Consider the following 25682-nt stretch of genomic DNA (forward strand, 5'->3'; position numbering starts at 1 on the left):
GGCTCACTCCTTCAGGCCCGACGAGCGGTGCAGCATCCAGTCCACCACAAAGTTGACGGCCACGGTCAACAGCGCGATGGCCCCGGCGGCAAGCAGGGGTACAGAGGCGGCAAGCGGCGCGAATCCGGCGTAGTTGATGAAGGCCGACAGATCCTTGACCATGGTGCCCCAGTCCGCCAGCGGCGGCTGAATGCCAAGTCCGAGGAAGGACAGAGCCGAGATCGTCAGGAAGACAAAGCAGAACCGCAGGCCGAATTCGGCAAGCAGCGGTGCGGTGGCGTTGGGCAGGATCTCTTTGAAGATCAGATAGGTCAGCCCCTCACCGCGCAGCTTGGCGGCCTCGATGTAATCCATCACCACGATGTTCATGCCCACCGCGCGGGCAAGGCGGAACACCCGTGTCGAATCGATCATCGCGATGATCACCACCATGGCGATGGTCAGCCCAAAGCCCGTGACCCAAGCGGAGGCCACGGTGATCAAGAGCAGCGAAAAGATCAGCGAGGGGATCGCCATCAGCACATCGACCCCGCGGCTGAGCACCTGATCCATCCAGCCGCGCAGCGTTGCCGCCAGAAACCCGAGCGTTCCCCCGACGAAAAACGCCAGAAGCGTGGTGGCAAAGGCGATGCCCACGGTGTTCTGTGCGCCGTAGATCAGGCGCGACAGGATATCGCGGCCAATCTGATCCGTACCCAGCGGGAAATCCGGGCTGCCGCCCAGCGCCGGATTGCCGCCCGGCACGATATTGGCCTGCCCAAAGACCTGTTCCTGCCCGTGCGGCGCCAGCAGCGGCGCAAAGATCGCAAGAATGGCATAGATCAGGATGACAAGGATGCCAAAGGCCGCCGTGAGCGGCATCTGCCGGAACAGTTTGCGCGTGCCGGCGGTGCCCAGATATTGCCCGGCAAACCGAAACACAAAGGCCGCCGCCGCGCTGATGGCAACGCCCTGTACCGCCCAGCGAAAGAACTGAACCGGGGCAACCGGAACGCCCTGCTCTGTCTCGGTTGGCTGGAAATAGTACCAGATACCAAAGATCAGCGCCGCCGCCCCCAGCACATAACCAAAGGCCACGGCCAGCGGCATGTCCCGGAACGAGGGCTTGTTTCCGGTGATCTTCTGCCCGGCAAAGCGGAACAACCAGCCCCCGGCAAGCAGTACGAGAAAACCACCTATGATCCACAACAGCGTCATTTCGGATGCCTCAGGCGCGGGTTGGACAGGATCGACAGGATGTCGGCGGTCAGGTTCAGCAGGATATAGGCCCCGGCAAAGATCAGGCAGCAGGCCTGCACCACCGGGATATCGCGGATCTTGACGCTATCGACGAACAACTGCCCGATGCCCGGATAGACAAACACCACCTCGACCACCACGACCCCGGTGATGAGGTAGGCAAGGTTCAGCGCGATCACGTTGATGATCGGCGCCAGCGCGTTGGGCAGGGCGTGATGCACGATCACGCGCATCGGTTTGATCCCCTTCAGGCGCGCCATTTCGATATAGGGCGATGCCAGAAGGTTGATGATCGCGGCGCGTGTCATGCGCATCATGTGCGCGGTGACAACCAAAGTCAGGGTCAAGGCGGGCAACAGCGTCTTTTCCAGCCGCTCCCCAAAGCTCATCCCGTCGTAGATGTTCGACAGCGACGGCAGCACCGGGTTCAGGACGGCAAGGAAGAGGATCAGGATGTAGGCCAGAAAGAATTCAGGCGAAGAGATCGAGGTCAGCGTCGAGATGTTGGCAATCTTGTCGAAGACCGAATTGCGATAGAGCGCGGCCAGTATGCCCAGCGTCACCGCAAAGGGCACCGCGATCGCCGCCGTCACCCCGGCCAGGAACATTGTGTTGGCAAAACGCGGAGCGATCTGCTGCGCCACGGTGACCCGCACGCCGGAATCGCTGCCCACGAAACTTGCAAAGTTGGCCTGCGCAAAGGAATTGCCAAGGTCGCCCCGCAGCGCGCCGCCAAGCCAGTCCAGATAACGCGCCACCGGATGCTGATCGAGCCCGAGGTCACGGCGGATTGCCTCCACCGCCTCTGGCGTTGCGCCCTGTCCCAGAATCGCTTCGGCGAAGTCGCCGGGCAACATGTTCACCGCTGTGAAGATGACGATCGAGACAATGAACAGCGTCAGCAGGCCCAAGCCGAGACGCTGGAGGATGATTTTGAGAACCGGATGCAAGGTCCCTGTTGGTCCTTTTTTGTTGTTACAAGCACGTTAACGCGCTGGTTCAACATGTAAAGCCCGCTTCGGAATTTGATTTCCGGGTGATCAGGGCCGGCACGGGAGGCCGATCAGCGGCTGTCTGCCGCCATTTCATCCATCACGCGCACCAGTTCGGCGCTGATCCCCGGCTCGCTCAGCGCGTGCCCGGCGTTGCGGATCATGCGCAGATCCGCCCCCGGCCAGTTCCGCGCCAGTTCCCAGGCGCGGCGCGGCGGGCAGATCATGTCATAGCGCCCCTGCACGATGACACCGGGGATTTCGGCGATTCGATTCACGTTTTTCAGGATCCAGCCGTCTTCATCTAGGAAGCCGCGGTTGATGAAGTAATGGTTCTCAAGCCGGGCAAAGGCGCGCGCGTAATCCCCCGGTGCCTCACCGCCCTGCCCGTTCGAATAGACCGAGGCCAGCGCGTTTTCCCATGAGGACCAGGCCTGGGCAAAGCGGGTCTCGGTGTGGATGTCGCCGCTGAACAGCCGCTGATGATAGGCCTCGATCAGGTTGCCGCGCTCTTCCTCCGGGATCATCTCGGAAAACCGCGCCCAGGGTTCGGGCCAGAATTGACCGGCGCCGCCGCCATAGAACCAGTTCAGCTCTGCCCCGGTCATCATGAAGACGCCGCGCAGCACCAGGTGCCGAACCCGGTCCGGGTGGCTGATGGCATAGATCAACGAGAGCGTCGCGCCCCAGCTACCGCCAAAGACCACCGCCTCGTCGATTTCCAGCGTTTCGCGGATCAGCTCGATATCGGCGACAAGATCCCATGTGGTGTTCTTGACCACGCTGGCATGAGGCCGGGAACGCCCGCAGCCGCGCTGATCGAAGAGAATGACGCGATAATGTTCGGGGTCGAAATAGCGCCGCATGGCCGGGCTGCAGCCGCCGCCGGGGCCGCCGTGCAGCACGATGACCGGCTGCCCGGACGGGTTGCCGCATTGTTCCACATAGATCGTGTGACCGTCACCCGTGTCCAGCATGCGCTGATCAAATGGGTCGATCGCGGGGTAGAGATACTGCACTGCGCGCTTTTGGCCCGGGATTTTGTCCATGCCCTACCTATATTGCGCCTCAAGGCCAAAAGACCATGGGGAAAGTCATGACAACCACAGTCGACGCATCCGAGATCGCCAAGTTCGAAGCCATGGCCGCAGAGTGGTGGGATCCGAACGGAAAATTCAAGCCGTTGCACATGCTCAATCCCTGCCGGCTGGATTACATCACCGCGCAGATCGCCGCCGAATTCGACCGCGATCTGAAAACGCCGCAGCCGTTCGACGGGCTGCGCATCCTCGACATCGGCTGCGGCGGCGGGCTGCTGTCCGAACCGATGGCGCGGCTGGGCGCGGAAGTGGTGGGCGTGGATGCCGCCGAACGCAACATTCCCGTGGCGCAGACCCACGCGGCGCAGTCCGGGCTGGAGATCGATTACCGTTTCACCACCGCCGAGGCGATGGCCGCGGCAGGCGAAGAGTTCGACGCGGTGCTGAACATGGAGGTGGTGGAACACGTGGCCGACCCGCTGGCCTATCTGACCGCGTGCCGCGAATTGCTGAAGCCCGGCGGGCTGCACATCTGTTCCACGATCAACCGCAACCCCAAAAGCTTTGCCATGGCCATCGTCGGCGCCGAATACGTGATGCGCTGGCTGCCCAAGGGCACACATGAATGGAACAAGTTCATCACCCCGGACGAACTCTATGACCTGATGCGCCGCGCCGGGCTGGACCCGGTGGACCGCAAGGGGTTCGTCTTCAATCCCATCAGCTGGAAATGGAGCCTCAGTGACCGGGATCTGAGCGTGAATTACGTGACCGCAGCGCTGAAACCGGCCTGAACAAGGGGGCAGCGCCCCCTATTCTTCCAGCCGCAGGCGCAATTCCCGCAGGACGGGCAGCGCGGCCTTGACCTTGGCCTCTCCAAGATCGCTGAGCATTTCCTCGATCAAGGGTGTGATCGCGGCCAGGGCCGCTTCGCGGGCGGATTGTCCGGCGGAGGAGATCGACACCAGCTTGCGCCGGGCGTCGTCCCAGTCCGGGCGGATGTGGACGTAGCCCGCAATTTCAAGCTTGCCCAGCGTGTTGGTCATCGCGCCGCGTGTGACGTGAAAGGCGCGGGCCAGTTGGGCGGGGGTTCTTTCGCCGCCGCGCGCTAGGTGATTGAGCACCGAGAAATGCGAGATTTCCATACGGTTGGGCAGCACCTTGGTGAGGCGCGCGCGCAAGAGCTGATCCGCTGTCAGGAGTTCGCTGAAGAGCGAGATGGCAAGGGCGCTGGCGTCGCTCATGCCCGTGGTCCCGTGAATTGGCGGTCATGGGTGAGGGCGGGCACCTTGCGCCGCGCCTCGGCCACCTTTGCCATGTCCAGATCGACGCAAAAGACACCCGGGTCGGTCCCGGCGTCCAGCAGCACCTCTCCCCAAGGGGTTATCGCCATGCTGTGCCCGTAGGTTTTGCGCGCGCGGCCCGCCTGCGCGTTGTGGGTGCCGGTCTGGGCCGGGGCCAGCACATAGCTGCCGGTTTCGATGGCGCGCGCCTGCAAGAGCGGCTGCCAATGCGCCGGGCCGGTGCCGGGCGAAAAGGCGGCGGGCACCGTCAGGATCTGCGCCCCGGCCTGTGCCAGTGTGCGATAGAGATAGGCAAAGCGGACATCGTAACAGACGGTCAGTCCGATAGCGCCCAGCGGCGTTTCGGCCAGAACCGCGCGATCCCCCGGCGCATAACCCGATGATTCGCGGTAGGTTTCGGTGTCCGAGACCTGCACATCGAACATGTGCATCTTGTCGTAGCGCGCCCGGATCGCCCCATCCGGGCCGATCAGGAACGAGCGGTTGACGAAGCGCGTCTCCGGCGGATCCGCCTTCAGCGCCAGCGAGCCCACCAGCAGCCAGAGATCCAGGTCCGCCGCCGTCTTGCGCAGGCCCTTCAGAACGGTGTCTTGATCCTCGACGCGCAGCACCTTTGCCTGATGGCTGCGGTCCATCGAGACGCAGTTGCAGACCTCGGGCGTCAGCGCCAGATCGGCGCCTGCATCCTTGGCCTGCCTCAGCATATCCTGCATCGTGACAAGGTTTTCCGCCGGATCATCCGACGAAGACATCTGAAGGAGCGCGGCCCGCATCACCCTGCCAGCAGGGGGTCCAGCTTGCCCTGCCGTTCCAGCGCCGCCAGATCGTCATAGCCGCCCACATGGGTTTCGCCGATGAAGATCTGCGGCACAGTATGACGGCCATTGGCGCGGTCCATCATTTCGGACCGGCGATCGGGCTGTTGCAGGACATCGACCTCGGAATAGTCCACGCCCTTGCTGTCGAGCAGGCGCTTGGCCGCGTGGCAATAACCGCAGAGCGGCGACGAGTAGATTTCGACCGGTTGCATGTCGGTCCTCCGCAAAAAGGGTGTTTGCAGGTGATTTAGGCGTCTTTGGCGGCGCGCGCCAGCACGCAGACGCAAATCTCTGTTGCACCGGCCGCAAGACAGGCCTCGGATGCCGCAGAAAGCGTCGCTCCTGTGGTCATCACGTCATCGACGATCAGGACCGGGCGTCCGTCGATCTGTGCCCGCGCGCGTTCCGCGACCCGGATGCGCCCCTCCAGCGCCTCAAATCGTTCCTGACGGCTGCGCCCGTCCAGCACAGGCGTCGGCTCTGGCCGCTGCAGGGCATCGGGCGACCAGTCGCAGCCCAGTTCCGTGGCCAAAGCCTCGGCCAGCAGGGCGGATTGGTTGTAGCGGCGGCGCAGGTGGCGTTTGACATGCAGCGGCACCGGCACCACCAGCGTATCGTCCCGAACAAGGCTGCGGCTCACCCGCGCCATCCAGCGCGCGGCGGGGCGGGCGATGTCGTGCCGGTCGCCGTGTTTCAGCGCCAGAACCATGCGCCGCCCCCGGTCCCGATAGACCAGCGCCGCCCGACCGTGTTGCCATGGCCGCGCAATGGTCAGACAGTCATCGCAGACCTCCTCCCGGTCCGACTGACCGGGCAGGGGCACGCCGCAGAGATCGCAGGAAAGGCCGGAAATGAACGGCGTGTCACGCCAGCAAGCCCCGCAAAGGCCAAAGTCCGTTTCGACCAATCCACCGCAGGCAAGGCAGCGCGGCGGGTAGACCAGCTGCACCAGCGTTTGCATCCCCGCCGACCACAGCCTAAGAGCCTTACCCATGCCTAATCCTCCGCGCCTGACCGATCGGAATGCCCTGACCCTGCACCGCGCCCGCGCCCAGCGTGAGGCGCTGTTCCTGCATGACGCCGCCGCCGACGACGCTCAGGATCGTCTGGCCATGGTTAACAGGACGTTTACGGATGTGGCCGTGGTGACCCCCTACCCGCAGGTCTGGGAGCCGCTGTTCCCGAACGCCCGGATCGTCCCGGACGCCGAGGTTCTGGATCTGGCCGAAGCCTCGCAGGATCTGGTGATTCACGGGCTGTGCCTGCATTGGGCGGATGACCCGGTGGGCCAGATGATACAGTGCCGCCGTGCGCTGCGGCCCGACGGGCTGTGCCTTGTGCTGACCCTTGGCGGGCAGACGCTGCATGAATTGCGCGCCGCACTGGGGCAGGCGGAAACCGAGCTGACCGGCGGGCTGTCGCCGCGCGTCGCCCCCATGGGCGAGATCCGGGATCTTGGCGCGCTGATCCAGCGGGCCGGGCTGGCCCTGCCCGTGGCCGATTCCGCGCCCCTGACCGCCAGCTATCAGACCGCCTTTCACCTGATGCGCGAGTTGCGGGCGATGGGCGAATCGAACGCCCTGGACACGCGGCTGCGGCGGCCGACCCGCCGCGCCGTGCTGCTGCGCGCCGCCGGGCTTTATGAACAGGCCTATGCCCTGCCAGATGGCCGTGTGCCCGCCACGTTCGAGATCATCACGCTGACCGGATGGGCGCCGGATGCCTCTCAACCACAGCCCCTGCGCCCCGGATCCGCGGCGCAACGGCTTGCCGACGTGCTGAACACCTCGGAAACACCGCTAAAAAGTTGACGCCGCAATGAACCGCGATACCTCCGACCGTAAACAAGACCACGGGACCACCGCCATGCTGGACGCTACAAATACCGCCGCGCTGCATTCCTCTGCCCCGGCTGACCATCCGAAACTGCCGCGCCCGCGCGTTGGCGTGCTGCTGGCCAACCTGGGCACGCCGGATGGGACGGATTATTGGTCCATGCGGCGCTATCTGAACGAATTCCTGTCGGATCAGCGGGTGATCGACTATCCGCGCTGGAAATGGCAGCCGCTGCTGCAATTGATCATCCTGTCGAAACGGCCCTTCACCTCTGGCGCGGCCTACAAGTCGATCTGGAACGAGGAGGCCGATGAGAGCCCCCTTGCGACGATCACCAAGGAGCAGACCGCAAAGATCACCAACCGCATGTCGCTGGCCTATGGTGATCAGGTCATGGTCGATTACTGCATGCGCTACGGCAATCCGTCGACCGAATCGAAGGTGCGCAAGATGGTCGAGGCGGGATGCCGCAAGATCCTGTTCTTTCCGCTTTATCCGCATTATGCGGGCGCCACCTCGGCCACCGCGAACGATCAGTTCTTTCGCGCCCTGATGAAAGAGAAATGGCAGCCCACGGCCCGCATCGTGGACCCCTATTTCGAGCATCCGATGTATATCGAGGCCTTGGCGCAATCCATCGAGCGGGCCTATGCGCAGGCAGAGTCCCGTCCGGAAATCCTTGTCTGTTCCTACCACGGGTTGCCGCAGCGCTACCTGATGGAGGGCGATCCCTATCACTGCCAGTGCCAGAAAACGACTCGACTGCTGAAAGAGCGTCTGGGCTGGGACAACACCCAGATCAAGACCACCTTCCAGAGCCGATTCGGCCCCGAGGAATGGCTGCAGCCCTACACCGTCGAAGAGGTCGCGCGTCTGGCGAAAGAGGACGGCAAGAAACACATCGCCATCTGCGCCCCGGCCTTCTCAGCGGATTGCATCGAGACGCTGGAAGAGATCAACGAAGAGATCAAGGAAAGCTTTGAAGAGGCGGGCGGTGAGCATTTCACCTATATCCCCTGCCTCAACGCCGATGAGGCGCATATCGATGCGCTGACCCAGGTGATTGATGAAAACCTGTCGGGCTGGGTCGGCTGACCCGGCCAAGCGCGCGGTTTCGTTAACCAAATCAGCGGCGCAGGCAGGACCCGGAATCAAAAAAGGCGGTGTCGTCGCACCGCCTTTTTCATTGTCTGTATCGTCCGTAACCGGCTGACAATTAGTCAGCGGCTGCAGCTGCGATGATCGCGATCAGGAGCAGCGGGATCAGGATACCAGCGGAGGACGATGCCTCCTGGGTTTCTTCCACGACCACGACGGGCTCCATGACGACTTCGTCCTTGGCGTACGACTTGTACGAACCAGCGAATGCGGTGGATGCTGCGCCAGCGAAGACGGCTGCGAGAGCGATTTTCTTCATGTTTCTTCTCCAGATATTCGCCTGCCGTGGACATAAGCGTACCGCCGACAGGCACCCAAGACTTACCTCGTGACTCTCTCTAAGCAGTAATTCGGAGGGTTTGCAATTGGTTCCGACATGCCCGAAATGGAGGTCACGGCCGGTGTCGTCAAATTAGCAACACCTGCGTTCCGACCCGGGCCATCTCGTAGAGTTGCTCGATATGCTCGTTATAGAGACCGATGCATCCGTTCGACGAACGGCGGCCAATCTTGCGCGTGTCGTGGGTGCCATGGATCCGGTAATAGGTCCAGCCAAGATGCAGCGCGCGGGTGCCCAGCGGGTTGTCCGGACCCGGGCCCACATAGTCCGGCCACTCGGGGTTGCGCTTTTTCATCGACGGCGTCGGACGCCAATCGGGGTTGGGATCCTTCAGAATCACGCTGGTGCGGCCCCGACGGGTCAGATCCTCTGTCAGCGGCACCGAAGAGGGGTACAGGTAATAGGCCCCATCCTCGCGCCAGAAGTGCAGCGCGCGTGAGGAAATATCGACAAGGATCGCACCGTTGCGGGTGTTGCTGAAATAATCCTGCCACGACAGGGTGCGGAAACTGGAGATATTGCGGCGCACGGAGCCGATGACCTGACGGTCGAACTCTGTCGTGCCCTGGTTCACGTCCTGGGCCAGCACGGGCGTGCCGATCAGGGCCGCGCCACCAGCCAGAAAGGCGCGTCGGCCCAGCGGTTTTCCTGCCAACTTCGTCATGATGCTTCGTCCTTGGGCAGTTAAAATGATGCGTCGGCATATTATGGCCCGAAAGCCGCAGTCGCAATTCAAACAGGCGTCATTGGGCCTCATCACGCCGATGTGGGTTTGATTGGCAACGCGTCCTTCGCTAAGCCGGTTCCAAATGCAAAGATCCAAGAGCAGCCTGTAATGAACCGTCGTGCCTTTCTCGCCCTGTCGTCTGCCGCAGCCATGGCTGCCTGCACCACCACGCCGACCACAACCCCGGTGACGCGGCTGGGACCGGACGGCAAACCCCTGCCGCAGGTCTATCGCATCTCGAATTCAAGCGACGGACGCATCCAGTACCGGATGCTGGACGCGGTGAATGCGCTGCGCAAGTCCGCCGGTGCCCCCGAGGTTACGCTGGACGCGCAGTTGAACGCCGCCGCCGCTACCCATGCGCGCGACATGGCCGTTCAGAACCGTCCGTGGCACTTTGGGTCTGACGGATCCTCGCCGATCGACCGGGTGCGCCGCGTCGGCTATCAGGGCCGCCTTGTGGGTGAGACGATCTCTGAAACCTACGAGACAGAGCTGGAAACGCTGGGCGCGTGGATGGAAAAGCAGGAAACCCGCAACGTGATCCTTGACGGTTCGGCGCGCGATCTCGGCTTTGCCTGGCATCAGGAACCCAACGGCAAGATCTGGTGGTGCATGGTTCTGGGCGCGCCCGGTTCGGGCATTGTGGCCGTTGCAACCCCCGCCGCCGCAAGCTGAACCCGGCTGCAAGACAACACACGGAATGACAAAAGGCGGGGAGTTCCCCGCCTTTTTCCTTGGACCGTTCAGGGGTTGATGGTGATCGGCGTGCCGTTCTTCACCATCGAATAGATCTGGCGTATTTCGCGGTTGGACACCGCAATGCATCCCGCCGTCCAGTCGCGCCCGCCCTTGCGGTACTTCCACGGCCGCCCGTGAATGAAGATGTCGCCCCCCGGGCTTTTGCCCATCCCGTTCGCCTTGGCACGGTCCTGATGGTTCGGGTAGGACACCCCGATCGACAGGTAGAACTGGCTGTTGGGATTGCGCCGGTCGATGATGTAGCTGCCTTCGGGCGTCCTGCCATCGCCCTCGATCGCCTTGTGTCCGCGCGGCGCGAACCCAAGGCCCACGTCATAGGATTCCAGCACCTCCTGATCATGAATCAGGTACATCTTGCGCGCACCCTTGTTCACCAGAACATGGGTCACCTCCGGCCCATTGTAAGTTGGGAACTTGCCGCAGGCGGACAAACCCAGCCCAAGCGTCAAGACCATCAGTATTCCCAGAAATCGCATTGCACTGCCCCGTTTTGATTTTGGGCCAGTCTATATCAGTCGCGCGATCCGGTGTAGGTCACTTCTTCGCCAGTTCTCCCTGCTCGGCCAGACGCCGCTCTATCGCTTCCAGGCGCGCCAGCACCTCGTCCCGGTAGAGGTCGGTGCGTTCGTTATCCTCTTCGTGGTGGGCATCCTGCATCGAGTTCACGATCAGACCCACCAGCAGGTTCACCACCGCGAATGTGGTGACCATGATGAAGGGCACGAAGAACAGCCAGGCGTAGGGGTAGACCTCCATCACCGGGCGGACGATCCCCATGGACCAGCTTTCCAACGTCATGATTTGGAACAGCGAATAGGCCGACAGGCCCAAATCGCCAAACCAGTCGGGGAAACTGTCACCGAACAGCTTCGTCGCCATGACGGAGCCGATGTAGAAGATGATCGCCATCAGCAGGAACACGCTGCCCATCCCCGGCAGTGCGGTGACGAACCCCTCGACCACCCGGCGCAGGCGCGGGGCCACGGAAATCACGCGCAAGACCCGCAGGATGCGCAGCGCCCGCAGCACCGACAGGCCGCCCGCGCCCGGCACAAGCGCGATGCCGACGATCACGAAATCGAACACGCTCCAGCCGGAGAGAAAGAACCGCCAGCCGCGCGCAAAGAGCTTGGCCGCGATTTCAACGATGAAGATCGCAAGACAGATCTTGTCCAGCGCCACGATCAGCCCTCCGTAACGGCTCATCAGCGCGTCGGATGTTTCCATCCCCAGCACCACGGCGTTCAGCAGAATCACCGCAATGATGGCGTTCTGGACGCTGGGCATATCGACGATTGCCCCGACGCGCGCGCGTAAATTCATCAGGTCATTTCTCCAGTCTCAGGCCTGCGACGACCTCCACATGGGTGGACCAGCGGAACTGGTCAACCACCTGCACCCAGTCAAGGCGATAGCCCGCCTGAACCAGCCGCGCGCAGTCCCGCGCAAAGGTGACCGGATTGCAGGACACGTGCGCGATACGCGGCACGCGGGCGCGGGCGATCTGTTCCACCTGCGCCTCTGCCCCGGCGCGCGGCGGGTCGATCACCACCCCGTCGAAGCGGTCCAGCTCATCCGGCAAAAGCGGGTTGCGGAACAGGTCGCGCGCCTCATGCGTCACCTTTTTCAGCCCCTGCGCCTGCCGCCAGCCTTTGTCCAGCGCGCGGGTCATGGCGGCGTCGCCCTCGACCGCGTGGACCCGTGCCTGCCGCGCCAGCGGCAGGGCAAAGGTGCCACACCCGGCGAACAGATCGCCCACGAAAGCCGCGCCCTCCAGCGCCTCCTTGACCCCGGCAAGCAGCGCCGCCTGCCCGGTTTCGGTCGCCTGCAGAAAGGCCCCCGGCGGTGGCACAACCAGCGCCTCGCCGAATTTCTGGTGGGGCGGTTTCAGCGTCAGGACCTCATCGTCCCATGCCAGACGCGCCAGCCCGTCCTCCTGCGCGATCCGGGCCAGTTCGACCCGGAATTCGTCATCCACCGGCTTGCCGCCCCGCACCGAGACATCCAGCCCCGACAGGCTTTCCGTCACCAGAACCGACAGTTCGCCCTTGCGTGACGCGCCAGCGATGGCCAGCCGTTCGACAATCGGCAGGGACGCGACCAAGGCAGGCGTCACCAACTGGCAATCCGGCACCGCGACCACCACGTCAGAGGCCTTTTGATGGAAACCCGCCAGCGCGCCCTTCTTGGTCCGCCGTGCCGAAAACGCCGCCCGCCTGCGCGACCGCGCCGGGGAGGTCACCGTTTCGCGCAATGTGCATTCCAGCCCATGCGCCTGTAGCGCCCAGCGGACCACGCCCTCTTTCCACGCCGTCACAAAGTCGTCGGCGGCGTGCTGCAACTGGCACCCGCCGCAGGATTTCGCGTGGCGGCACGGAGGGGAAACACGCTGATCAGAGGGGGTCAGGATGCGGGGCGCGGCCATGAACCCGTTGGTCACGACGCCTTCGACCACCTCGCCCGGCAACATCCCCGGCGCATAGACCGGCCCCGGCGCGATGCCGTCACCGTGATGGCCCAGACGCTCTATCGTTATCTGCTGCACGTCTTCGGACATGAGCGCCACCCTGCTGTTTCTACTTGGCAAAGATACCCAATAGCCGCCGCATGCCCAAAGCGCCAGCGCCGGTCACTATTCCGCGGCTTCGGCCCCAAGGAAACCGCCCGATTGCCGCTCCCAGTAGCGGGCATACAGGCCACCCTGCGCCAGAAGCACCTCATGCGGCCCCTGTTCGACGATCCGGCCCCCGTCCATCACCACGATCCGGTCCATCTGCGCGATGGTGGACAGGCGGTGCGCGATGGCCAGAACGGTCTTGCCCTGCATGACCTCCTGCAGGGCGGTCTGGATTTCGGCCTCGACCTCGGAATCCAAGGCGCTGGTCGCTTCGTCCAGTATCAGAACCGGTGCGTCCTTGAGGATCGCGCGGGCCAGTGCGATGCGCTGCCGCTGGCCGCCGGACAGTTTCACGCCCCGCTCGCCCAACCGCGCGTCATAGCCCCGGTTGCCCTTGTGATCGCTGAGATCAAGGATGAACTCATGCGCCGAGGCCCGGCGGGCGGCGGCAAAGACCTCTTCGTCCGTGGCATCGGGACGGCCGTATCGGATGTTGTCCATGGCGGAGCGGTTGAACATTGCCGTTTCCTGCCGCACCACCGAAATCACCTGCCGCAGGCCGGATTGAGTCACGTCACGAATGTCTGTCCCGCCCAGCAGGATGCGCCCCTGTTCCACGTCATAGAGCCGCAATAACAGCGACACGGCGGTGGATTTTCCCGCGCCGGAGGCCCCGACGAGCGCCACCTTTTCCCCCGGCGCAATCGACAGGTCGAAATCCCGCAGCGCCGACTTTTCGCCGCCATAGGCAAAGCCCACATGATCAAAGACGATCCGCCCGTGCGGCGCGCGCGGCAAGGCGTCAACGCGATCCATGATCTCATGCGTGCCGGTCAGGGTGGCGACGCCGTCCTCGATCTCTCCGATATGGGTGTAGATGGTCATCACCACCCGGCCCAGCCGGTTGGTCAGCATCGACAGCCGCGTTGTGACCATGGCCGTCATGGCGATATCGCCCGCCGAGGCACTGCCCAGCGTCCAGAGATACAGCGCGCCAAGGATCGACACCATGGGCAGCAAGCCCCCCAGCGTCATCAGAACCACCCGGAAAAACGCGGAAATCGTCCCGAACTCCATCGAGCGATCACGATAGCGGTCCAGCGCGCCCAGCGTGGCGCGATCCTCCTGATCGTCAGCGGCGAAGAGCTTGACCGTGGCGATGTTGGACAGCGTGTCCACGATCTGACCGCTGACATGGGTGCGCGCCCCCGCCCGCGCCTGCGAGCGCGCCTGAACACGCGGGATGAAATACCGCAGCGCCGCCACATAGAGCACTGCCCACAGCGCAAAGACCAAAAGCAGGCGCGGGTCGATGGCCCCGATCAGAACGAAGGAGCCAAGGAACATCGCCAGCGCATAGACCAGCACATCGGTCGCTTCGATCACGAGGTCGGTCAGCGATCTGGCGGTCTGAAAGGCCTTTTGACTGATGCGGCCGGCGAAATCGTTCTCAAAGAACCGCATCGAATGGCCCAGCGTGTGCCGGTTGATCCGGCTGAGGACCAGCGGGAACAGGTTCGGCCCCAGCAGGATGCTGCTGACGCCCGCGTCAAAGACAAAGATCAGCGGCCGCACCAGCAGGAAAAACACCAGACCAAAGACGATCAGACCCCAGTACGGCCCCCAGAACGCCCCCTGCCCCGTCGCCTCGGCGGTGTCTATCACCCAACCGGTAAAACGCGCGGCGACCAGTTCAGCCAAGCCGGTCATGAAGGTCACGCAGACCGCCGCGAGGATCGCCTTTTCCGACCCGCGCAACGCCCAGCGCGCAAAGGGCCACAGGCTTTGCGGCGGCGGTCCTTCGGCGGGGGCGAAGGGATCGATCATGTCGCCCAAGCGTCGGATCATTCGGCGGCCTCCACCGCGTCTTCGCCAAGGAAACCGCCGGACTGCCGTTCCCAATAGCGCGCGTAGAGCCCGCCCTCCGCCAACAGGTCATCGTGGCTGCCTTGTTCGGCGATCTGCCCTTCGTGCAGGACGACGATGCGATCCATGCTGGAAATGGTCGACAGCCTGTGCGCGATGGCCAGCACGGTCTTGCCCTCCATCACCCGCGCCAGCGCCTCCTGGATCGAGGCCTCGACCTCGGAATCCAGCGCGCTCGTTGCCTCGTCCAGAACAAGGATCGGTGCGTCCTTCAGTATCGCGCGGGCCAGCGCGATGCGCTGCCGCTGTCCGCCGGACAGTTTCACACCGCGTTCGCCCAGATAGGCCTCATACCCCTTGCGGCCCTTGAAATCGGCCAGATCGAGGATGAAGTCATGCGCCTCTGCCCGCTTGGCAGCAGCGACCACCTCTTCGCGGGTGGCATTGGGCCGACCGTAGCGGATATTGTCCAGCGCCGAGCGGTTGAACATGGCGGTTTCCTGCGTGACCATGCCGATCTGCTGGCGCAGGCTGTGCTGCGTGACCGTGGCGACATCGGCGCCGTCGATCCGCACAGAGCCACCTTCGGTGTCGTAAAGGCGCAGCAGCAGAGAAACCAAGGTGGACTTGCCCGCGCCGGAGGCACCGACAATGGCCAGCTTTTCGCCGGGCGCAATGGTCAGCGAAATACCGGACACGCCGCCGGTGCGCCCGCCATAGGCAAACTGCACATCGTCAAAGACGATCTCGCCGTCCGTTACGGTCAGGTCATGGGCTTCGGGGGCATCGGTCAGCGCGTGGCCCACGCTGAGCGTGGCCATGCCGTCCTCGACCTCTCCGACGTGGCCGTAGATCACCATCAGCGTAAAGCTGATCCAGCCGGTCATCTGCGACAGCCGGATCGTCACCGCGCCGACGGCGGCGATATCGCCGGGAGAGACACCGGAAGAGCGCAAAACAATCGCGGCGCCCACCATGATCACAGGCAAGATCCCGGCGATGAAGATCAGGCCAAGACGGAAGGTCGTCGTCGCCTCGCCAAAGTGCAGAGCCTTGCCGCGCAGGCTCTCCATCGCGCCCAGCGCCATGCGGTCCTCATGGCTGTCCCCGGCGAACAGCTTGACCGTCTTGATGTTGGAAATCGTGTCCACCACCTGCCCGGTCACCATTGCCTGCGCCTCTGCCCGCGCGGCGGAGCGGCTGCGGATCTTGGGCAGCATGACGCGCAGAAAGCCGAGGTACAGCGCGAACCAGCCCACCAGTAGCGCCAGCATCACGGGATGGATCGCGCCCAGCAGGACGGCGGTGCCGATGACCGTCGCAAGCCCGAAGGTGACGGCGTTGACCGATTCGATCACGATTTCCGTCAGGGACCGCGCCGCCTGTAGCTGTTTCTGCGCGATGCGCCCGGCGTAATCATCGTCGAAAAAGGTCACCGACTGGCCGATGGTCCAGCGGTACAGCCGCGCGAGGATCAGCTTGAAGATGTTGGGCCCGATCATCACCGCCTGCGTCAGCGCCAGCCCGCCGAACAGCAGGGGCCGCGCGATCAGCAACAGCCCCACCGCCACGGCAATCAGCACGCCGTGATCGGACAGGAAACTGACCTCTACCGGCGCGCCGACCGCATCCACGACCCGGCCCAGCAGGTACATCGACAGCACCTCTGTGATCCCGGCCAGGACGGAAATCGCCACGCCCAGCCAGACGATCATCCAGCCCCCCTGCAGCGCCCATGCCATGAAGGCGCGCAGGCGGTCGGGCGGCTGGCCCTCGGCCTGCCGTTCGGGGTCTATCAGGTTGCCGGCCCGGTATATCAGTCGTTGAAATAGCTGCATTATTCTGCTGCCTCCGTATCCGTTTCCGTCGCGGACTGAGTGTCCGGGTCGAGAAACCCGCCGGATTGCCTTGCCCAAAAACCTGCATATAGGCCGCCCTGCGCCAAAAGTGCGTCATGGTTGCCCTGTTCAACGAACCGCCCCTGATCCATGACCAGAATGCGGTCCATCTGCGCGATCGTGCTCAAACGGTGGGCGACGGCGATGACCGTCTTGCCCTGCATCATGCCGTAAAGCGTATCCTGAATCGCCGCCTCGACCTCGGAATCGAGCGCGCTTGTCGCCTCATCCAGCAGGAGGATCGGCGCGTCCTTCAGGATCACCCGCGCCAACGTCACCCGCTGCCGCTGCCCACCCGACAGTTTCACACCACGTTCCCCCACATGGGCGTCATAGCCGGCGCGCCCCTGCGGATCCTCCAGATCGAGGATGAATTCATGCGCCTGCGCCTGTTTGGCAGCCGCGATGATCTGATCCTCAGAAGCGTCGGGGCGACCGTAGAGCAGGTTGTCCCGCACCGAGCGGTGCAGCAGTGAGGAATCCTGCTGCACCATACCGATGCTCAGGCGCAGGCTGTCCTGCGTCACGGCAGAGATGTCCTGCCTGTCGATCAGGATGCGCCCCTGTTCCACGTCGTAGAACCGCAACAACAGCTTGACCAAGGTGGATTTTCCCGCGCCGGACCGCCCGACAAGCCCCACCTTTTCACCCGGACGGATGGTCAGCGAGATCTGGTCCAGCCCCCCCGACCCGCGCCCATAGTGGTGCGACAGATCCTCGACGCGGATCTCTCCTGCCGTCAGTTTCAGCGGCACTGCCCCGGATGCATCCGTCAGGCTGATCGGCTGCGCGATGGTTTCCATCCCCTCCTGCACGATCCCCAATTCGCGGAACAGCGAGGTTGTCGCCCACATGATCCAGCCGGTCATCGCGTTCAGCCGCAGAACCAGCGCCGTCGCCGCCGCCACGGCCCCCGCCGTGGCACTGCCCCCCATCCACAGGAACAGCGCAGTGCCGACAACCCCGACGATCAGGAAACCGTTTAGCAGGTTCAGCACCAGATCCATGATGGTGTAGAGCCGCATCTCCTTTTGAAAGGTGTGCCGCCCGTATTCGATCACGTCCTTGGCGTCTGCCAGCTCCCGGTCATGCTGCGCGAACATCTTGACCGACTGAATGTTGGTATAGCTGTCCACCACGCGCCCGTTGAACTGTGACCTCGCATCGGACGAGGCCTTGGACGCCGGCGAGACATGCCGCACCGTCCAGCGGATCAGCAGACCGTAGAGCACGACCCAGACAACCAGCGGCACCATCAGCCGCGGATCGGCCCCGCCCAACAGGACCAGCGCGCCGACAACATAAGCGATGGAAAAGGTCATCGCGTCAAAGGTTTGAAAGGCAACCTCGCCCACTGCGGGCGGGGTCTGCATGATCCGGTTGGCGATCCGGCCCGCGAAATCGTTTTCGAACCAGCCGACGGACTGGCGCAACACATGGCCATGCGCGCGGTAGCGGATCAGGGTGCCAAGGTTGGGCAGGATCGTCTGGTTGATCAGCGCCACGTCAAAGACGTTGATCAGCGGACGCAGCAGCAACAGGAACACAGCCAGCGCGATCAGGGCCAGACCATGCGCGCCCCAGACCTGCGCCGGATCCCCCTCGAGGATGTCGACCACCCAGCCCATCGCCCAAAGCAAACCGATTTCAATCGTCGCGGTGACGATTGAGGTCAGCGTCGCAACGATGAACACCCCCCGAAACGGACGCGTGTATTGCAGGATGAACGGCACCAGCCGCCGGGGCGGCGTGTCGTTCTGCGCATAGGGTTCATAGGGATCGACGAGGTTCTCAAAAAAGCGGAACATACCGGGGCCTTTCAAAGGCGAAAAAAGACAACGATGTTTTGAACGGGGTTGGCCAAAGCCGATCCCGTACGTCCAGATCGGCTCAGACGAAGCTGATAAAGATCCTTGGACGCACCATCGTTTCTCCCCGGTAGAATTGAGTCGCTGGTTTTTTAGGACAGAAAACCGCCCCTGTCACCCCTCGTCGATCCGGTCGATCAACTCTGCCTTGTTTAACGCAAAGCCCGACGCAATCCACATCGCCTCTGTCCGGCGGAGGGCGTCGCCAAGGGCCGGACCCTGATGGAGATGCATCAAGTCCTTGGCTTTCAGGGGAAATCTGGCGTCAGCGCCTCGTTCAGCCTGCTGCGTCAGGTCATCGGGCAGGGGCATCTCCAGACTGGCGCAGCGCAGGGCAACGGCAGTTCGCGCCACGTCCTGCCCATGCCGATAGGCGAGCTCGGCGGGGCTCTCAGCGCTGCTCATCAGATCAGTGTAGAGGGCCAGTTGCCTCTGCAGCGCCTTCGACAGCCGCAATGACGCACCATCCGCAAAGCCAAGGCTGGCCATGCGGGCCATCGGATCCACCGGCAAGTTCAGCTGCGCTTCCAGCAGCAGAAAGGGGCCCAGCGTTCGCGCCGCAGAGCCCGGCATCACATGCGGCAGCACGCCCAGGCGTTCCATCACCGATACCGCCATCAAGGGATCCGGCGCTTTCAGCAGCTTCACCAATTCCACGCCGACGCGTTCGCGCGACAAAACGTCCAGCCCGTCCAGATTGCGGGCGATGGCATCCAGCGCCTCGGCGTCCATGCCCTCATGCGGGTCGCCGTACCACGCGGAAAACCGGAAAAACCGCAGAATGCGCAGGTAATCCTCCCGGATGCGGGTATCGGCATCCAGAATGAAGCGGAACCGCCGCGCATCGAGGTCCGGCAAACCGCCCAGCGGATCGACAACCGTCCCGTGCCGGTCGGCATACAGGGCGTTCATGGTGAAATCGCGCCGCACCGCATCCTCGACGATATCGTCGGCAAAACGCACCACGGCGCGCCGCCCATCGGTTTCGACATCCGCGCGGAAGGTGGTGATCTCATGCCCCTCCCCCTCGGCCACCACGGTCACGGTGCCGTGGTCGATGCCCGTGGGAACACATTTCAACCCGGCAGCCCTGGCCAGATCCATCACCCGTTCGGGGCGGGCATCGGTGGAAATGTCGACGTCCGACACCGGCACGCCCAACAGCGCATTGCGCACGCAGCCACCGACCACGTAGGCCAGATGGCCGCCGTCTTCGAGCATCGCCATGACCGCCTGCGTCGAAGACGAATCCAGCCAGTCACCGGTGACGCGGGTCATTTCTGCACCCGATCCGCCAGGGCGCGCAGCATCCGCGCGGTTGCCCCCCAGATGTAATGGGGGCCAAAGGGAACGGTGTAATACAACCTGCGTTGCCCGCGCCAACGCCGCCCCTGCACGGAATACCGCGCCGGATCGGTGACATGCGCGAAGGGCACGGCAAAGACCTCTTCCACCTCGCCCGGTTCGGCCACCGGTTGAAAAGGGCCGTCGATCAGCGCCAGAACCGGCGTGACCATGAATCCGGTCACCGTTTCATGCGGCGGCAGCGTGCCCAGCACCTCGACCTGCGCGGGGTTCAGCGCCACTTCCTCATGCGCTTCGCGCAGCGCGGCGGCGACCTCATCGGCATCGCCGGGATCCACCTTGCCACCCGGAAAGGCGATCTGGCCGGGGTGATGTTTCAACCGGCTGGACCGTTTCGTCAGGATCAGTTCCAACCCCTCCGGCCCGCGTTGAAATGCGGCCAGCACACCGGCGGGACGCAGTTTGCGCCCCTCCGGCAGCACCGTACCCGGGTTCAGGTCAAAATCGGACGACGGCGCGCCCACTGCACCGGGTGCCCGGCGCAGCGCGGCCTCTTGTTCAGCTGTCGGCATCGGCCTCGAACCCCACTGTCGCCGGGTCCAGATCGTAATGCGCGCCACAGAACTGGCAATCGGCGGTGACGCGGCCCTCTTCGGTGGTCATCTTCTCGATGTCCTTGGCCGAATAGATCGACAGGCTCTGACGCACGCGCGCTTCGGAGCAGGTACAGCCAAACCGCACCTGCTGGGTGTCGAAGACGCGCGGCGATTCCTCGTGGAACAGCCGTAGCAACAGTTCGGTCGGCGGCACGGTCGGGCCGATCAGCTCCAGCTGTTCGACCGTCTGAATGTGGCTGTTGACCCGGTTCCAGTTCTCTTCCGTTTCGCCACTGACAAGGTCCTGCGCCATCAGCAGCCCCTCATCGCCAGAGCCCCCTTCCGTCGCAAAGGGCGAGGCCTTGGGCATGTGCTGCAACATGATCCCGCCCGCGCGCCAATGTTCCGGAACACCCGGTTCCGTCGAGCGGCCAAAGGACAGCGCAAAGGTCGTGGGCAGCTGTTCGGACTGGGCGAAATAGGCCGCCGCGCAGTCAGACAGGCTGTCGCCCGCAATCGGGGTGATGCCCTGATAGGGTTGCATGCCTTTGCCCTGATCGATCAGGATGGCGAAATACCCGTCACCCAACTGTTTAAAGGGCGCGTCGTCGGTGATCCGGTCCGCGTCAAAGCTGGCATAGGCGCGAATCCGGGCCGGCTCACCCTCATCCGTGGGGCCGAAGTAATCGGTGGCGATCATCCGCACCGGGCCGTTGGTCTGAACCTGCAGCGAAAGCTTCCAGCGCAGTTTCACGGTCTGGCCGATCAGCGCGGTCAGCAGCGTCATCTCGGCCACCAAAGCCTCGACCGCTTGCGGGTATTTGTGTTGGCTCAACACGCCCGACAGCACGCCGTCAAGCCGCGCAACGCGGCCGCGCATGTCAGAACGGTCAAGCTGAAAGGGCAGGACGGTGTCGTCCCAGGCGAGTTTGTTGCCGATGCTCATGGGGTTTCCTTGTCTGCCTGCGAATGGCATATCGCGTCCATATAAGCCGATTGAGCAGAGACGCAAAGGGGGCCGGGTATGACACCACGGCATGGCAAACCGCCGCGCGATGGGCAACGCTATGTCCTGCGGCCCGGAGTCTACGCCATTCTGCCGCGTGACGGGCAGCTTCTGTTGACCCATCAGATGACCCCCTGGCCCGAGGTTCAGCTGCCGGGCGGGGGGATCGATCCCGGCGAACAGCCCCTGCCCGCGCTTTACCGCGAAGTGTTCGAAGAAACCGGCTGGCGCATCGCGCGACCGCGTCGGCTGGGCGCGTTTCGGCGGTTCACCTTCATGCCGGAATACGATCTCTGGGCGGAAAAACTGTGCATCATCTACCTTGCCCAACCGGTGCGGCCCCATGGCCCCCCGTCCGAGGACGGGCATACCGCGCTGTGGTTACCGCCCGGGGACGCGGCGCAGGAGCTGGGCAATCCCGGTGACCGGGCGTTTGTCAGGGAGTGTTTCGGGCTGGTCTGAAATCGTCGCCACGGCTCCTCAGCGTTTCAGGACGTCGAATTCCAGCAAGGCCGCCGAAACGTCATCGCCCAGCTTTTCGGGATTTTCCATGATGGCCGTCAGCCGCCAGAACATGTCTTCCAGCAGGTCGGGACCGACGCCGCCGCGCGCCGAGTCGCGGAACAGCTGCACCAGCCCGTCATCGCCCAACATCTCACCACTCTTGGTGACGGCCTCGGTGAAGCCGTCGGAATAGAGCAGCAGCAGATCGCCAGAGGACATGGTGAAATCATGCTGTTCATAGCTGACCTCATCCACCAGCCCGATCGGCAGGCCGCCGTTGCCGATGAATTCATGACTGCCGTCCGGCCGCAGAAGCAGGGCCGGGGAATGCCCGGCCTGAACCATGCGCATCCGTCCGGACAGAAGATCCGCGGCCAGATAACCCATGGTCAGATATTCCTCGACCCCCGGATCGGCGGCGAGTCTCTGGTTCAACAGGCGCGCCGTCTCGCTGGGTTCGCGCATGGCAAAAAAGTTGTCAAAGCGCCGTTCCAGCGCGATGTTCTGCTCAGGAAAGGTGCTGGACAGGTATCCGGCCACCCGCGCGGTGACCATTGCAGAGGTGATCCCGTGGCCGGACACGTCGATGCTGTAGAGGCCAAGACGCCCGAAACCGGGGCGGAACATGCCCACAAGGTCGCCGCCCACATGGCCGCAGGGATGCAACAACAGGCTGACGCGTGAGGTCAGGATCTCGCAGACCCGTTCGGGCACCAGCGACTGCTGGATCGTGCGGGCCTGCCGCAGATCGTTGTCGATCGCAGTATGGATTTCGCGCAACTCATCCAGCGCCTCTGACACCTGCCGGTTCTTCTCGGACAGCTCTCGCTCCATCGAAACGATGCGCTCTCCGGCCTTGATGCGGGCGCGCAATTCGTGCGGGTTGACCGGCTTGGTCAGAAAATCATCGGCCCCCGCGTCCAGCCCCTGTGCGATTTCTTCCTTTTCGCTCTTGGAGGTCAGCAGGATGAAATAGCCGTAGCCGTCCCGCGGGAGATCGCGGAACGCCCGGCAGAATTCGATCCCGTTCATACCGGGCATCATCCAGTCCGACAGCACAAGGTCCGGCGGGTGTTGGCGGCAGATGTCCAGCGCCTCCAATGCGGAATCTGCGGTGTGCACCTCAAACCCCCAGCGCCGCATCATCATGCCCAGCATCTTGAGTTGCGCGCGGCTGTCGTCAACCAGAAGCACGCGCTGAATCGCACCGGTCAATTCCGTCGGGCTATCGATTTTTCGGATCTCCAATTCGAATCCTTCTCGCACTGGGCCTACATCCTGCGCACAGGCCGTCAGTAGCCCGACACCGTTAATGCAATCTGAAACTTAAAATGCGCGGCATCGCGGGGATTGCGGGTCACCCAGCGAAAGCCGCTCTTTACCATCTGGGGGTAAACCTGACGCGCAGGAGGTGCCTCATGATTGATTGGTCGCGAGTCGATGAACTGGTGGATGAAATTGGCGCCGAGGATTTCGGCGAAGTGGTCGAGCTGTTTCTGGACGAGGTCGAAAATGCCATCGTCCTGCTGGAAGGCAGCGCCGGAAATCCGGTTGTTGTCGAGGAACAGATGCATTTTCTCAAAGGGGCGGCCCTGAACCTCGGGTTTCAGGCGTTGGCGACCCTGTGCCAGGAGGGGGAGAAATCCGCCGCCGCCGGACAGCCAGAGACCGTGTCCCCGGCAGAGGTCCGTACAGCTTTCGAAACTTCCAAGAAGCAGTTCGAACAGGACCTGCCCGGACGTCTGGCCGCCTGAGCCGTTCAGATCCGCCGGTGCAGATCGGCAAGGGTCTGCGGAGGGCCGTCTTCGAATGCCTTGCGCCGCAGCCGTTGCATCCCCTCGATCCAGCGGTCCATGTCCGCGGCCCGGCGTTGGAAATGTACTTCGGCTTCGGGGTGCGGGAGGATGAGAAATCGGTCCCGCCGAAGCCCCTCGATGATGGTTGCGGCCACTTCATCGGCTGTCAGGACGCGATCATGCGGCCGGTCCTGCGGCGCGCCTTCGGCATAGCCCAGCAGGGGTGTCGCGACATACAGCGGGCAGACCACCGACACCCGGATTCCCTGATCGCCATGTTCGATGGCCAGTGACTGCGCCAGACTGACCGCCGCATGTTTGCTGGCGGAATAGGGCGCGTCACCGATCTGGCTGAGCAGCCCCGCAGCTGAGGCGATATTGACCAACCGCCCCTCGCCACGGTTCAGCATCTCCGGCAGCACAAGGCGGGCGGCGCGAAGATGCGCCATGACGTGTACGTCCCAACTGTCCTGCCATTGCTCATCGGACACGCTGCAGGGCCCATCCACCGCACCACGGGTAAACCCGGCGTTGGAAATCAGGATGTCCACGCCGCCCAACGCCTGCCGCGCATCGGCAACGAATTTCTGCACCTGCTCCGGGTCACGCAGGTCCGCCGTGACATGGACCTCCGCATCGACGTCGGACAACAGGTCCGCGTCCATGTCGGACACCGCCAACCGCGCGCCCTCTTGATGCAGCGCATTGGCCAGCGCGCGGCCGATCCCCTGCGCGGCACCGGTCAGCAATACCCGCTTGCCCGCAAACATCAGATCACGAACTGCGCAAGGATCTCATCCTCGGTGATGTCCTGATAGGTGAACCCATGCGCATCCAGCTGCCCGAAGAGACGCTGGAAATTCTCCGGCTTGGCCGTTTCGATCCCGATCAGCACAGAGCCGAAGTTGCGCGCCGACTTCTTGAGATACTCAAAGCGGGCAATGTCATCTTCGGGACCGAGAAGCCCAAGGAAATCCTTCAGCGCGCCGGGACGCTGCGGCAGGCGCAGAATGAAATATTTCTTGATCCCGGCGTAGCGTTGGGCGCGTTCCTTGACCTCTGGCAGGCGTTCGAAATCGAAATTTCCGCCGGATGTGATGCAAACCACGGTGCGCCCGGCAATCCCCTGCCCCAGATCCTGCAGCGCATCGACCGACAAGGCCCCCGCCGGTTCCAACACGATGCCTTCGACGTTCAGCATTTCAAGGATCGTCAGGCACAGGCGGTCCTCATTGATCGTCAGCGTATTGGCCAGCCCGACACCCTTGAGCCGGTCGAATGTGCGTTCTCCGATCCGGGCAACCGCCGCCCCGTCGGCAAAGGTATTGACCGAGGGCAGCGCGACGGGCCGTCCCGCCTGCAAGGCCGCACGCAGGCAGGCCCCGCCCGACGGTTCGACAAAGGTATATTGCACGGAGGTGCCGAAATAGCTCAGCACACCCGACGACAACCCGCCGCCGCCCACCGGGATGACGATATGATCCGGCGCGCGGCCCAGCTGTTGTTCGATTTCCACGGCGACCGAAGCCTGCCCTTCGATCACGTCCTCATCGTCGAACGGGGACAGGAAATGCCCGCCTTCCTCGGCGCAGAACGCCTGCGCCGCTTTCAGACAATCGTCGAAATAATCCCCGATCAAGCGGATCTCGATCGTGTCACCGCCGAAGATGCGGGTTTTCTGGATTTTCTGCTGCGGCGTCGTCACGGGCATGAAGATCACGCCGCGTACCCCGAAATGACGGCACATGTACGCCACGCCCTGCGCGTGATTGCCGGCAGAGGCGCAGACGAACAGCCCCTCTCCCTTGGCCTTTCGCATGGCGTTGAAGGCCCCGCGCAGTTTGTAACTGCGCACCGGGCTCAGATCCTCGCGCTTGAGCAGGATCTCGGCACCAAACCGGTCCGACAGATGGGCATTGCGCAACAGCGGCGTGAGCGGAAAGACCGCGCGCATCGCCACTTCGGCAGCGCGCGCCTTTTGAATGAAATCAGTCATGCAAAACCTGTGGC

The 25682-nt window shown here is 63.5% G+C and carries 27 protein-coding genes; 6 read left to right on the forward strand and 21 right to left on the reverse strand.

What is annotated here, in order from left to right:
- Positions 1 to 3: 3 nt before the first annotated feature.
- From ACTXGA_RS16865 to pip, 3 genes are all read right to left on the reverse strand, one after another.
- Complete coding sequence (locus ACTXGA_RS16865) at positions 4 to 1197, reverse strand: ABC transporter permease (protein WP_443395656.1); 1194 nt, start codon at positions 1195 to 1197, stop codon at positions 4 to 6.
- Positions 1194 to 2189, reverse strand: coding sequence for an ABC transporter permease (locus ACTXGA_RS16870; RefSeq protein WP_443395658.1), 996 nt, complete (start codon positions 2187 to 2189; stop codon positions 1194 to 1196). Before ACTXGA_RS16870 ends, ACTXGA_RS16865 begins: the two co-directional genes overlap by 4 nt.
- A gap of 113 nt (positions 2190 to 2302) precedes the next feature.
- On the reverse strand, positions 2303 to 3280 hold the full coding sequence (gene pip / locus ACTXGA_RS16875) for a prolyl aminopeptidase (protein WP_443395659.1): 978 nt from the start codon (positions 3278 to 3280) through the stop codon (positions 2303 to 2305).
- 47 nt (positions 3281 to 3327) lie between these two features.
- Between pip and ubiG the strand changes: the two genes are divergently transcribed.
- A complete protein-coding gene (ubiG, locus tag ACTXGA_RS16880) occupies positions 3328 to 4065 on the forward strand; it encodes a bifunctional 2-polyprenyl-6-hydroxyphenol methylase/3-demethylubiquinol 3-O-methyltransferase UbiG (RefSeq protein WP_443395661.1) in 738 nt (245 codons plus the stop codon).
- A gap of 18 nt (positions 4066 to 4083) precedes the next feature.
- Here ubiG and ACTXGA_RS16885 read toward each other — a convergent pair whose 3' ends face one another.
- Genes ACTXGA_RS16885 through ACTXGA_RS16900 form a run of 4 tightly spaced genes read right to left on the reverse strand, consistent with a single transcriptional unit; the run spans position 4084 to position 6387 of the window.
- Positions 4084 to 4515 (reverse strand): MarR family winged helix-turn-helix transcriptional regulator, encoded by a 432-nt coding sequence (locus ACTXGA_RS16885; protein WP_443395662.1) that lies wholly within the window; start codon positions 4513 to 4515, stop codon positions 4084 to 4086.
- On the reverse strand, positions 4512 to 5348 hold the full coding sequence (locus tag ACTXGA_RS16890; protein WP_443395663.1) for a carbon-nitrogen hydrolase family protein: 837 nt from the start codon (positions 5346 to 5348) through the stop codon (positions 4512 to 4514). The genes ACTXGA_RS16885 and ACTXGA_RS16890 overlap by 4 nt, the downstream gene beginning before the upstream one ends.
- Positions 5348 to 5605 carry a glutaredoxin 3 gene (grxC, locus tag ACTXGA_RS16895; RefSeq protein WP_443395665.1) on the reverse strand — a complete coding sequence of 86 codons (258 nt, stop codon included), beginning with the start codon at positions 5603 to 5605 and terminating at the stop codon, positions 5348 to 5350. The genes ACTXGA_RS16890 and grxC overlap by 1 nt, the downstream gene beginning before the upstream one ends.
- Positions 5606 to 5640: 35 nt before the next feature.
- Positions 5641 to 6387 carry a ComF family protein gene (locus ACTXGA_RS16900; RefSeq protein ID WP_443395667.1) on the reverse strand — a complete coding sequence of 249 codons (747 nt, stop codon included), beginning with the start codon at positions 6385 to 6387 and terminating at the stop codon, positions 5641 to 5643.
- Between ACTXGA_RS16900 and ACTXGA_RS16905 the strand changes: the two genes are divergently transcribed.
- Both ACTXGA_RS16905 and hemH read left to right on the forward strand, forming a co-directional pair.
- On the forward strand, positions 6386 to 7204 hold the full coding sequence (locus ACTXGA_RS16905) for a methyltransferase domain-containing protein (protein WP_443395669.1): 819 nt from the start codon (positions 6386 to 6388) through the stop codon (positions 7202 to 7204). The two genes, ACTXGA_RS16900 and ACTXGA_RS16905, sit on opposite strands and share 2 nt — an antisense overlap.
- A gap of 55 nt (positions 7205 to 7259) precedes the next feature.
- Positions 7260 to 8324, forward strand: coding sequence for a ferrochelatase (hemH, locus tag ACTXGA_RS16910; protein WP_443395671.1), 1065 nt, complete (start codon positions 7260 to 7262; stop codon positions 8322 to 8324).
- A 121-nt stretch (positions 8325 to 8445) separates the two neighbouring features.
- Here the strand turns inward: hemH and ACTXGA_RS16915 are convergent, their stop codons facing one another.
- A complete protein-coding gene (locus ACTXGA_RS16915) occupies positions 8446 to 8646 on the reverse strand; it encodes a ferrochelatase (protein ID WP_443395673.1) in 201 nt (66 codons plus the stop codon).
- 148 nt (positions 8647 to 8794) lie between these two features.
- On the reverse strand, positions 8795 to 9391 hold the full coding sequence (locus ACTXGA_RS16920; RefSeq protein WP_443395675.1) for a L,D-transpeptidase: 597 nt from the start codon (positions 9389 to 9391) through the stop codon (positions 8795 to 8797).
- Between the two features lie 171 nt (positions 9392 to 9562).
- Here ACTXGA_RS16920 and dalA point away from each other — a divergent pair, with 171 nt between their 5' ends.
- The gene (gene dalA / locus ACTXGA_RS16925; protein ID WP_443395676.1) at positions 9563 to 10132 is read left to right on the forward strand and encodes a divisome-associated lipoprotein DalA; all 570 of its coding nucleotides are present in this window, start codon (positions 9563 to 9565) and stop codon (positions 10130 to 10132) included.
- A 68-nt stretch (positions 10133 to 10200) separates the two neighbouring features.
- Here the strand turns inward: dalA and ACTXGA_RS16930 are convergent, their stop codons facing one another.
- The 9 genes from ACTXGA_RS16930 to hslO form a co-directional block, all read right to left on the reverse strand.
- Complete coding sequence (locus ACTXGA_RS16930) at positions 10201 to 10692, reverse strand: L,D-transpeptidase family protein (RefSeq protein ID WP_443395678.1); 492 nt, start codon at positions 10690 to 10692, stop codon at positions 10201 to 10203.
- Between the two features lie 58 nt (positions 10693 to 10750).
- The gene (locus ACTXGA_RS16935; protein WP_443395680.1) at positions 10751 to 11539 is read right to left on the reverse strand and encodes an ion transporter; all 789 of its coding nucleotides are present in this window, start codon (positions 11537 to 11539) and stop codon (positions 10751 to 10753) included.
- Positions 11540 to 11543: 4 nt separating this feature from the next.
- Positions 11544 to 12773: a class I SAM-dependent RNA methyltransferase gene (locus ACTXGA_RS16940; RefSeq protein WP_443395682.1), complete on the reverse strand. Its 1230-nt coding sequence runs from the start codon at positions 12771 to 12773 to the stop codon at positions 11544 to 11546.
- Between the two features lie 75 nt (positions 12774 to 12848).
- The gene (locus ACTXGA_RS16945) at positions 12849 to 14681 is read right to left on the reverse strand and encodes an ABC transporter ATP-binding protein (protein WP_443395684.1); all 1833 of its coding nucleotides are present in this window, start codon (positions 14679 to 14681) and stop codon (positions 12849 to 12851) included.
- Complete coding sequence (locus ACTXGA_RS16950) at positions 14678 to 16537, reverse strand: ABC transporter ATP-binding protein (RefSeq protein ID WP_443395686.1); 1860 nt, start codon at positions 16535 to 16537, stop codon at positions 14678 to 14680. The genes ACTXGA_RS16945 and ACTXGA_RS16950 overlap by 4 nt, the downstream gene beginning before the upstream one ends.
- Complete coding sequence (locus ACTXGA_RS16955; RefSeq protein ID WP_443395688.1) at positions 16537 to 18405, reverse strand: ABC transporter ATP-binding protein; 1869 nt, start codon at positions 18403 to 18405, stop codon at positions 16537 to 16539. The genes ACTXGA_RS16950 and ACTXGA_RS16955 overlap by 1 nt, the downstream gene beginning before the upstream one ends.
- Before the next feature lie 174 nt (positions 18406 to 18579).
- Entirely contained in the window at positions 18580 to 19743 is a 1164-nt protein-coding gene (locus ACTXGA_RS16960; protein WP_443395690.1) for a CCA tRNA nucleotidyltransferase, read from the reverse strand.
- Positions 19740 to 20342, reverse strand: a complete 603-nt coding sequence (locus ACTXGA_RS16965; RefSeq protein WP_443395692.1) for a CoA pyrophosphatase — start codon at positions 20340 to 20342, stop codon at positions 19740 to 19742. The genes ACTXGA_RS16960 and ACTXGA_RS16965 overlap by 4 nt, the downstream gene beginning before the upstream one ends.
- Positions 20329 to 21312 (reverse strand): Hsp33 family molecular chaperone HslO, encoded by a 984-nt coding sequence (hslO, locus tag ACTXGA_RS16970; protein ID WP_443395694.1) that lies wholly within the window; start codon positions 21310 to 21312, stop codon positions 20329 to 20331. Before hslO ends, ACTXGA_RS16965 begins: the two co-directional genes overlap by 14 nt.
- 78 nt (positions 21313 to 21390) lie before the next feature.
- Here hslO and ACTXGA_RS16975 point away from each other — a divergent pair, with 78 nt between their 5' ends.
- Positions 21391 to 21834: an NUDIX hydrolase gene (locus tag ACTXGA_RS16975; protein ID WP_443395696.1), complete on the forward strand. Its 444-nt coding sequence runs from the start codon at positions 21391 to 21393 to the stop codon at positions 21832 to 21834.
- 18 nt (positions 21835 to 21852) lie between these two features.
- On the opposite strand, the gene ACTXGA_RS16980 is transcribed toward ACTXGA_RS16975, so the two are convergent.
- Positions 21853 to 23142: a PP2C family protein-serine/threonine phosphatase gene (locus ACTXGA_RS16980; RefSeq protein WP_443395698.1), complete on the reverse strand. Its 1290-nt coding sequence runs from the start codon at positions 23140 to 23142 to the stop codon at positions 21853 to 21855.
- A 152-nt stretch (positions 23143 to 23294) separates the two neighbouring features.
- Here ACTXGA_RS16980 and ACTXGA_RS16985 point away from each other — a divergent pair, with 152 nt between their 5' ends.
- Entirely contained in the window at positions 23295 to 23630 is a 336-nt protein-coding gene (locus ACTXGA_RS16985; protein ID WP_443395700.1) for an Hpt domain-containing protein, read from the forward strand.
- Between the two features lie 5 nt (positions 23631 to 23635).
- Here the strand turns inward: ACTXGA_RS16985 and ACTXGA_RS16990 are convergent, their stop codons facing one another.
- Positions 23636 to 24442 (reverse strand): SDR family NAD(P)-dependent oxidoreductase, encoded by an 807-nt coding sequence (locus ACTXGA_RS16990; RefSeq protein WP_443395702.1) that lies wholly within the window; start codon positions 24440 to 24442, stop codon positions 23636 to 23638.
- Positions 24442 to 25668: a threonine ammonia-lyase IlvA gene (ilvA, locus tag ACTXGA_RS16995; protein WP_443395704.1), complete on the reverse strand. Its 1227-nt coding sequence runs from the start codon at positions 25666 to 25668 to the stop codon at positions 24442 to 24444. Before ilvA ends, ACTXGA_RS16990 begins: the two co-directional genes overlap by 1 nt.
- Positions 25669 to 25682 lie beyond the last annotated feature (14 nt).

It is taken from the genome of Antarctobacter jejuensis (assembly GCF_052266595.1).
Taxonomy (GTDB): Bacteria; Pseudomonadota; Alphaproteobacteria; order Rhodobacterales; family Rhodobacteraceae; genus Antarctobacter; species Antarctobacter jejuensis.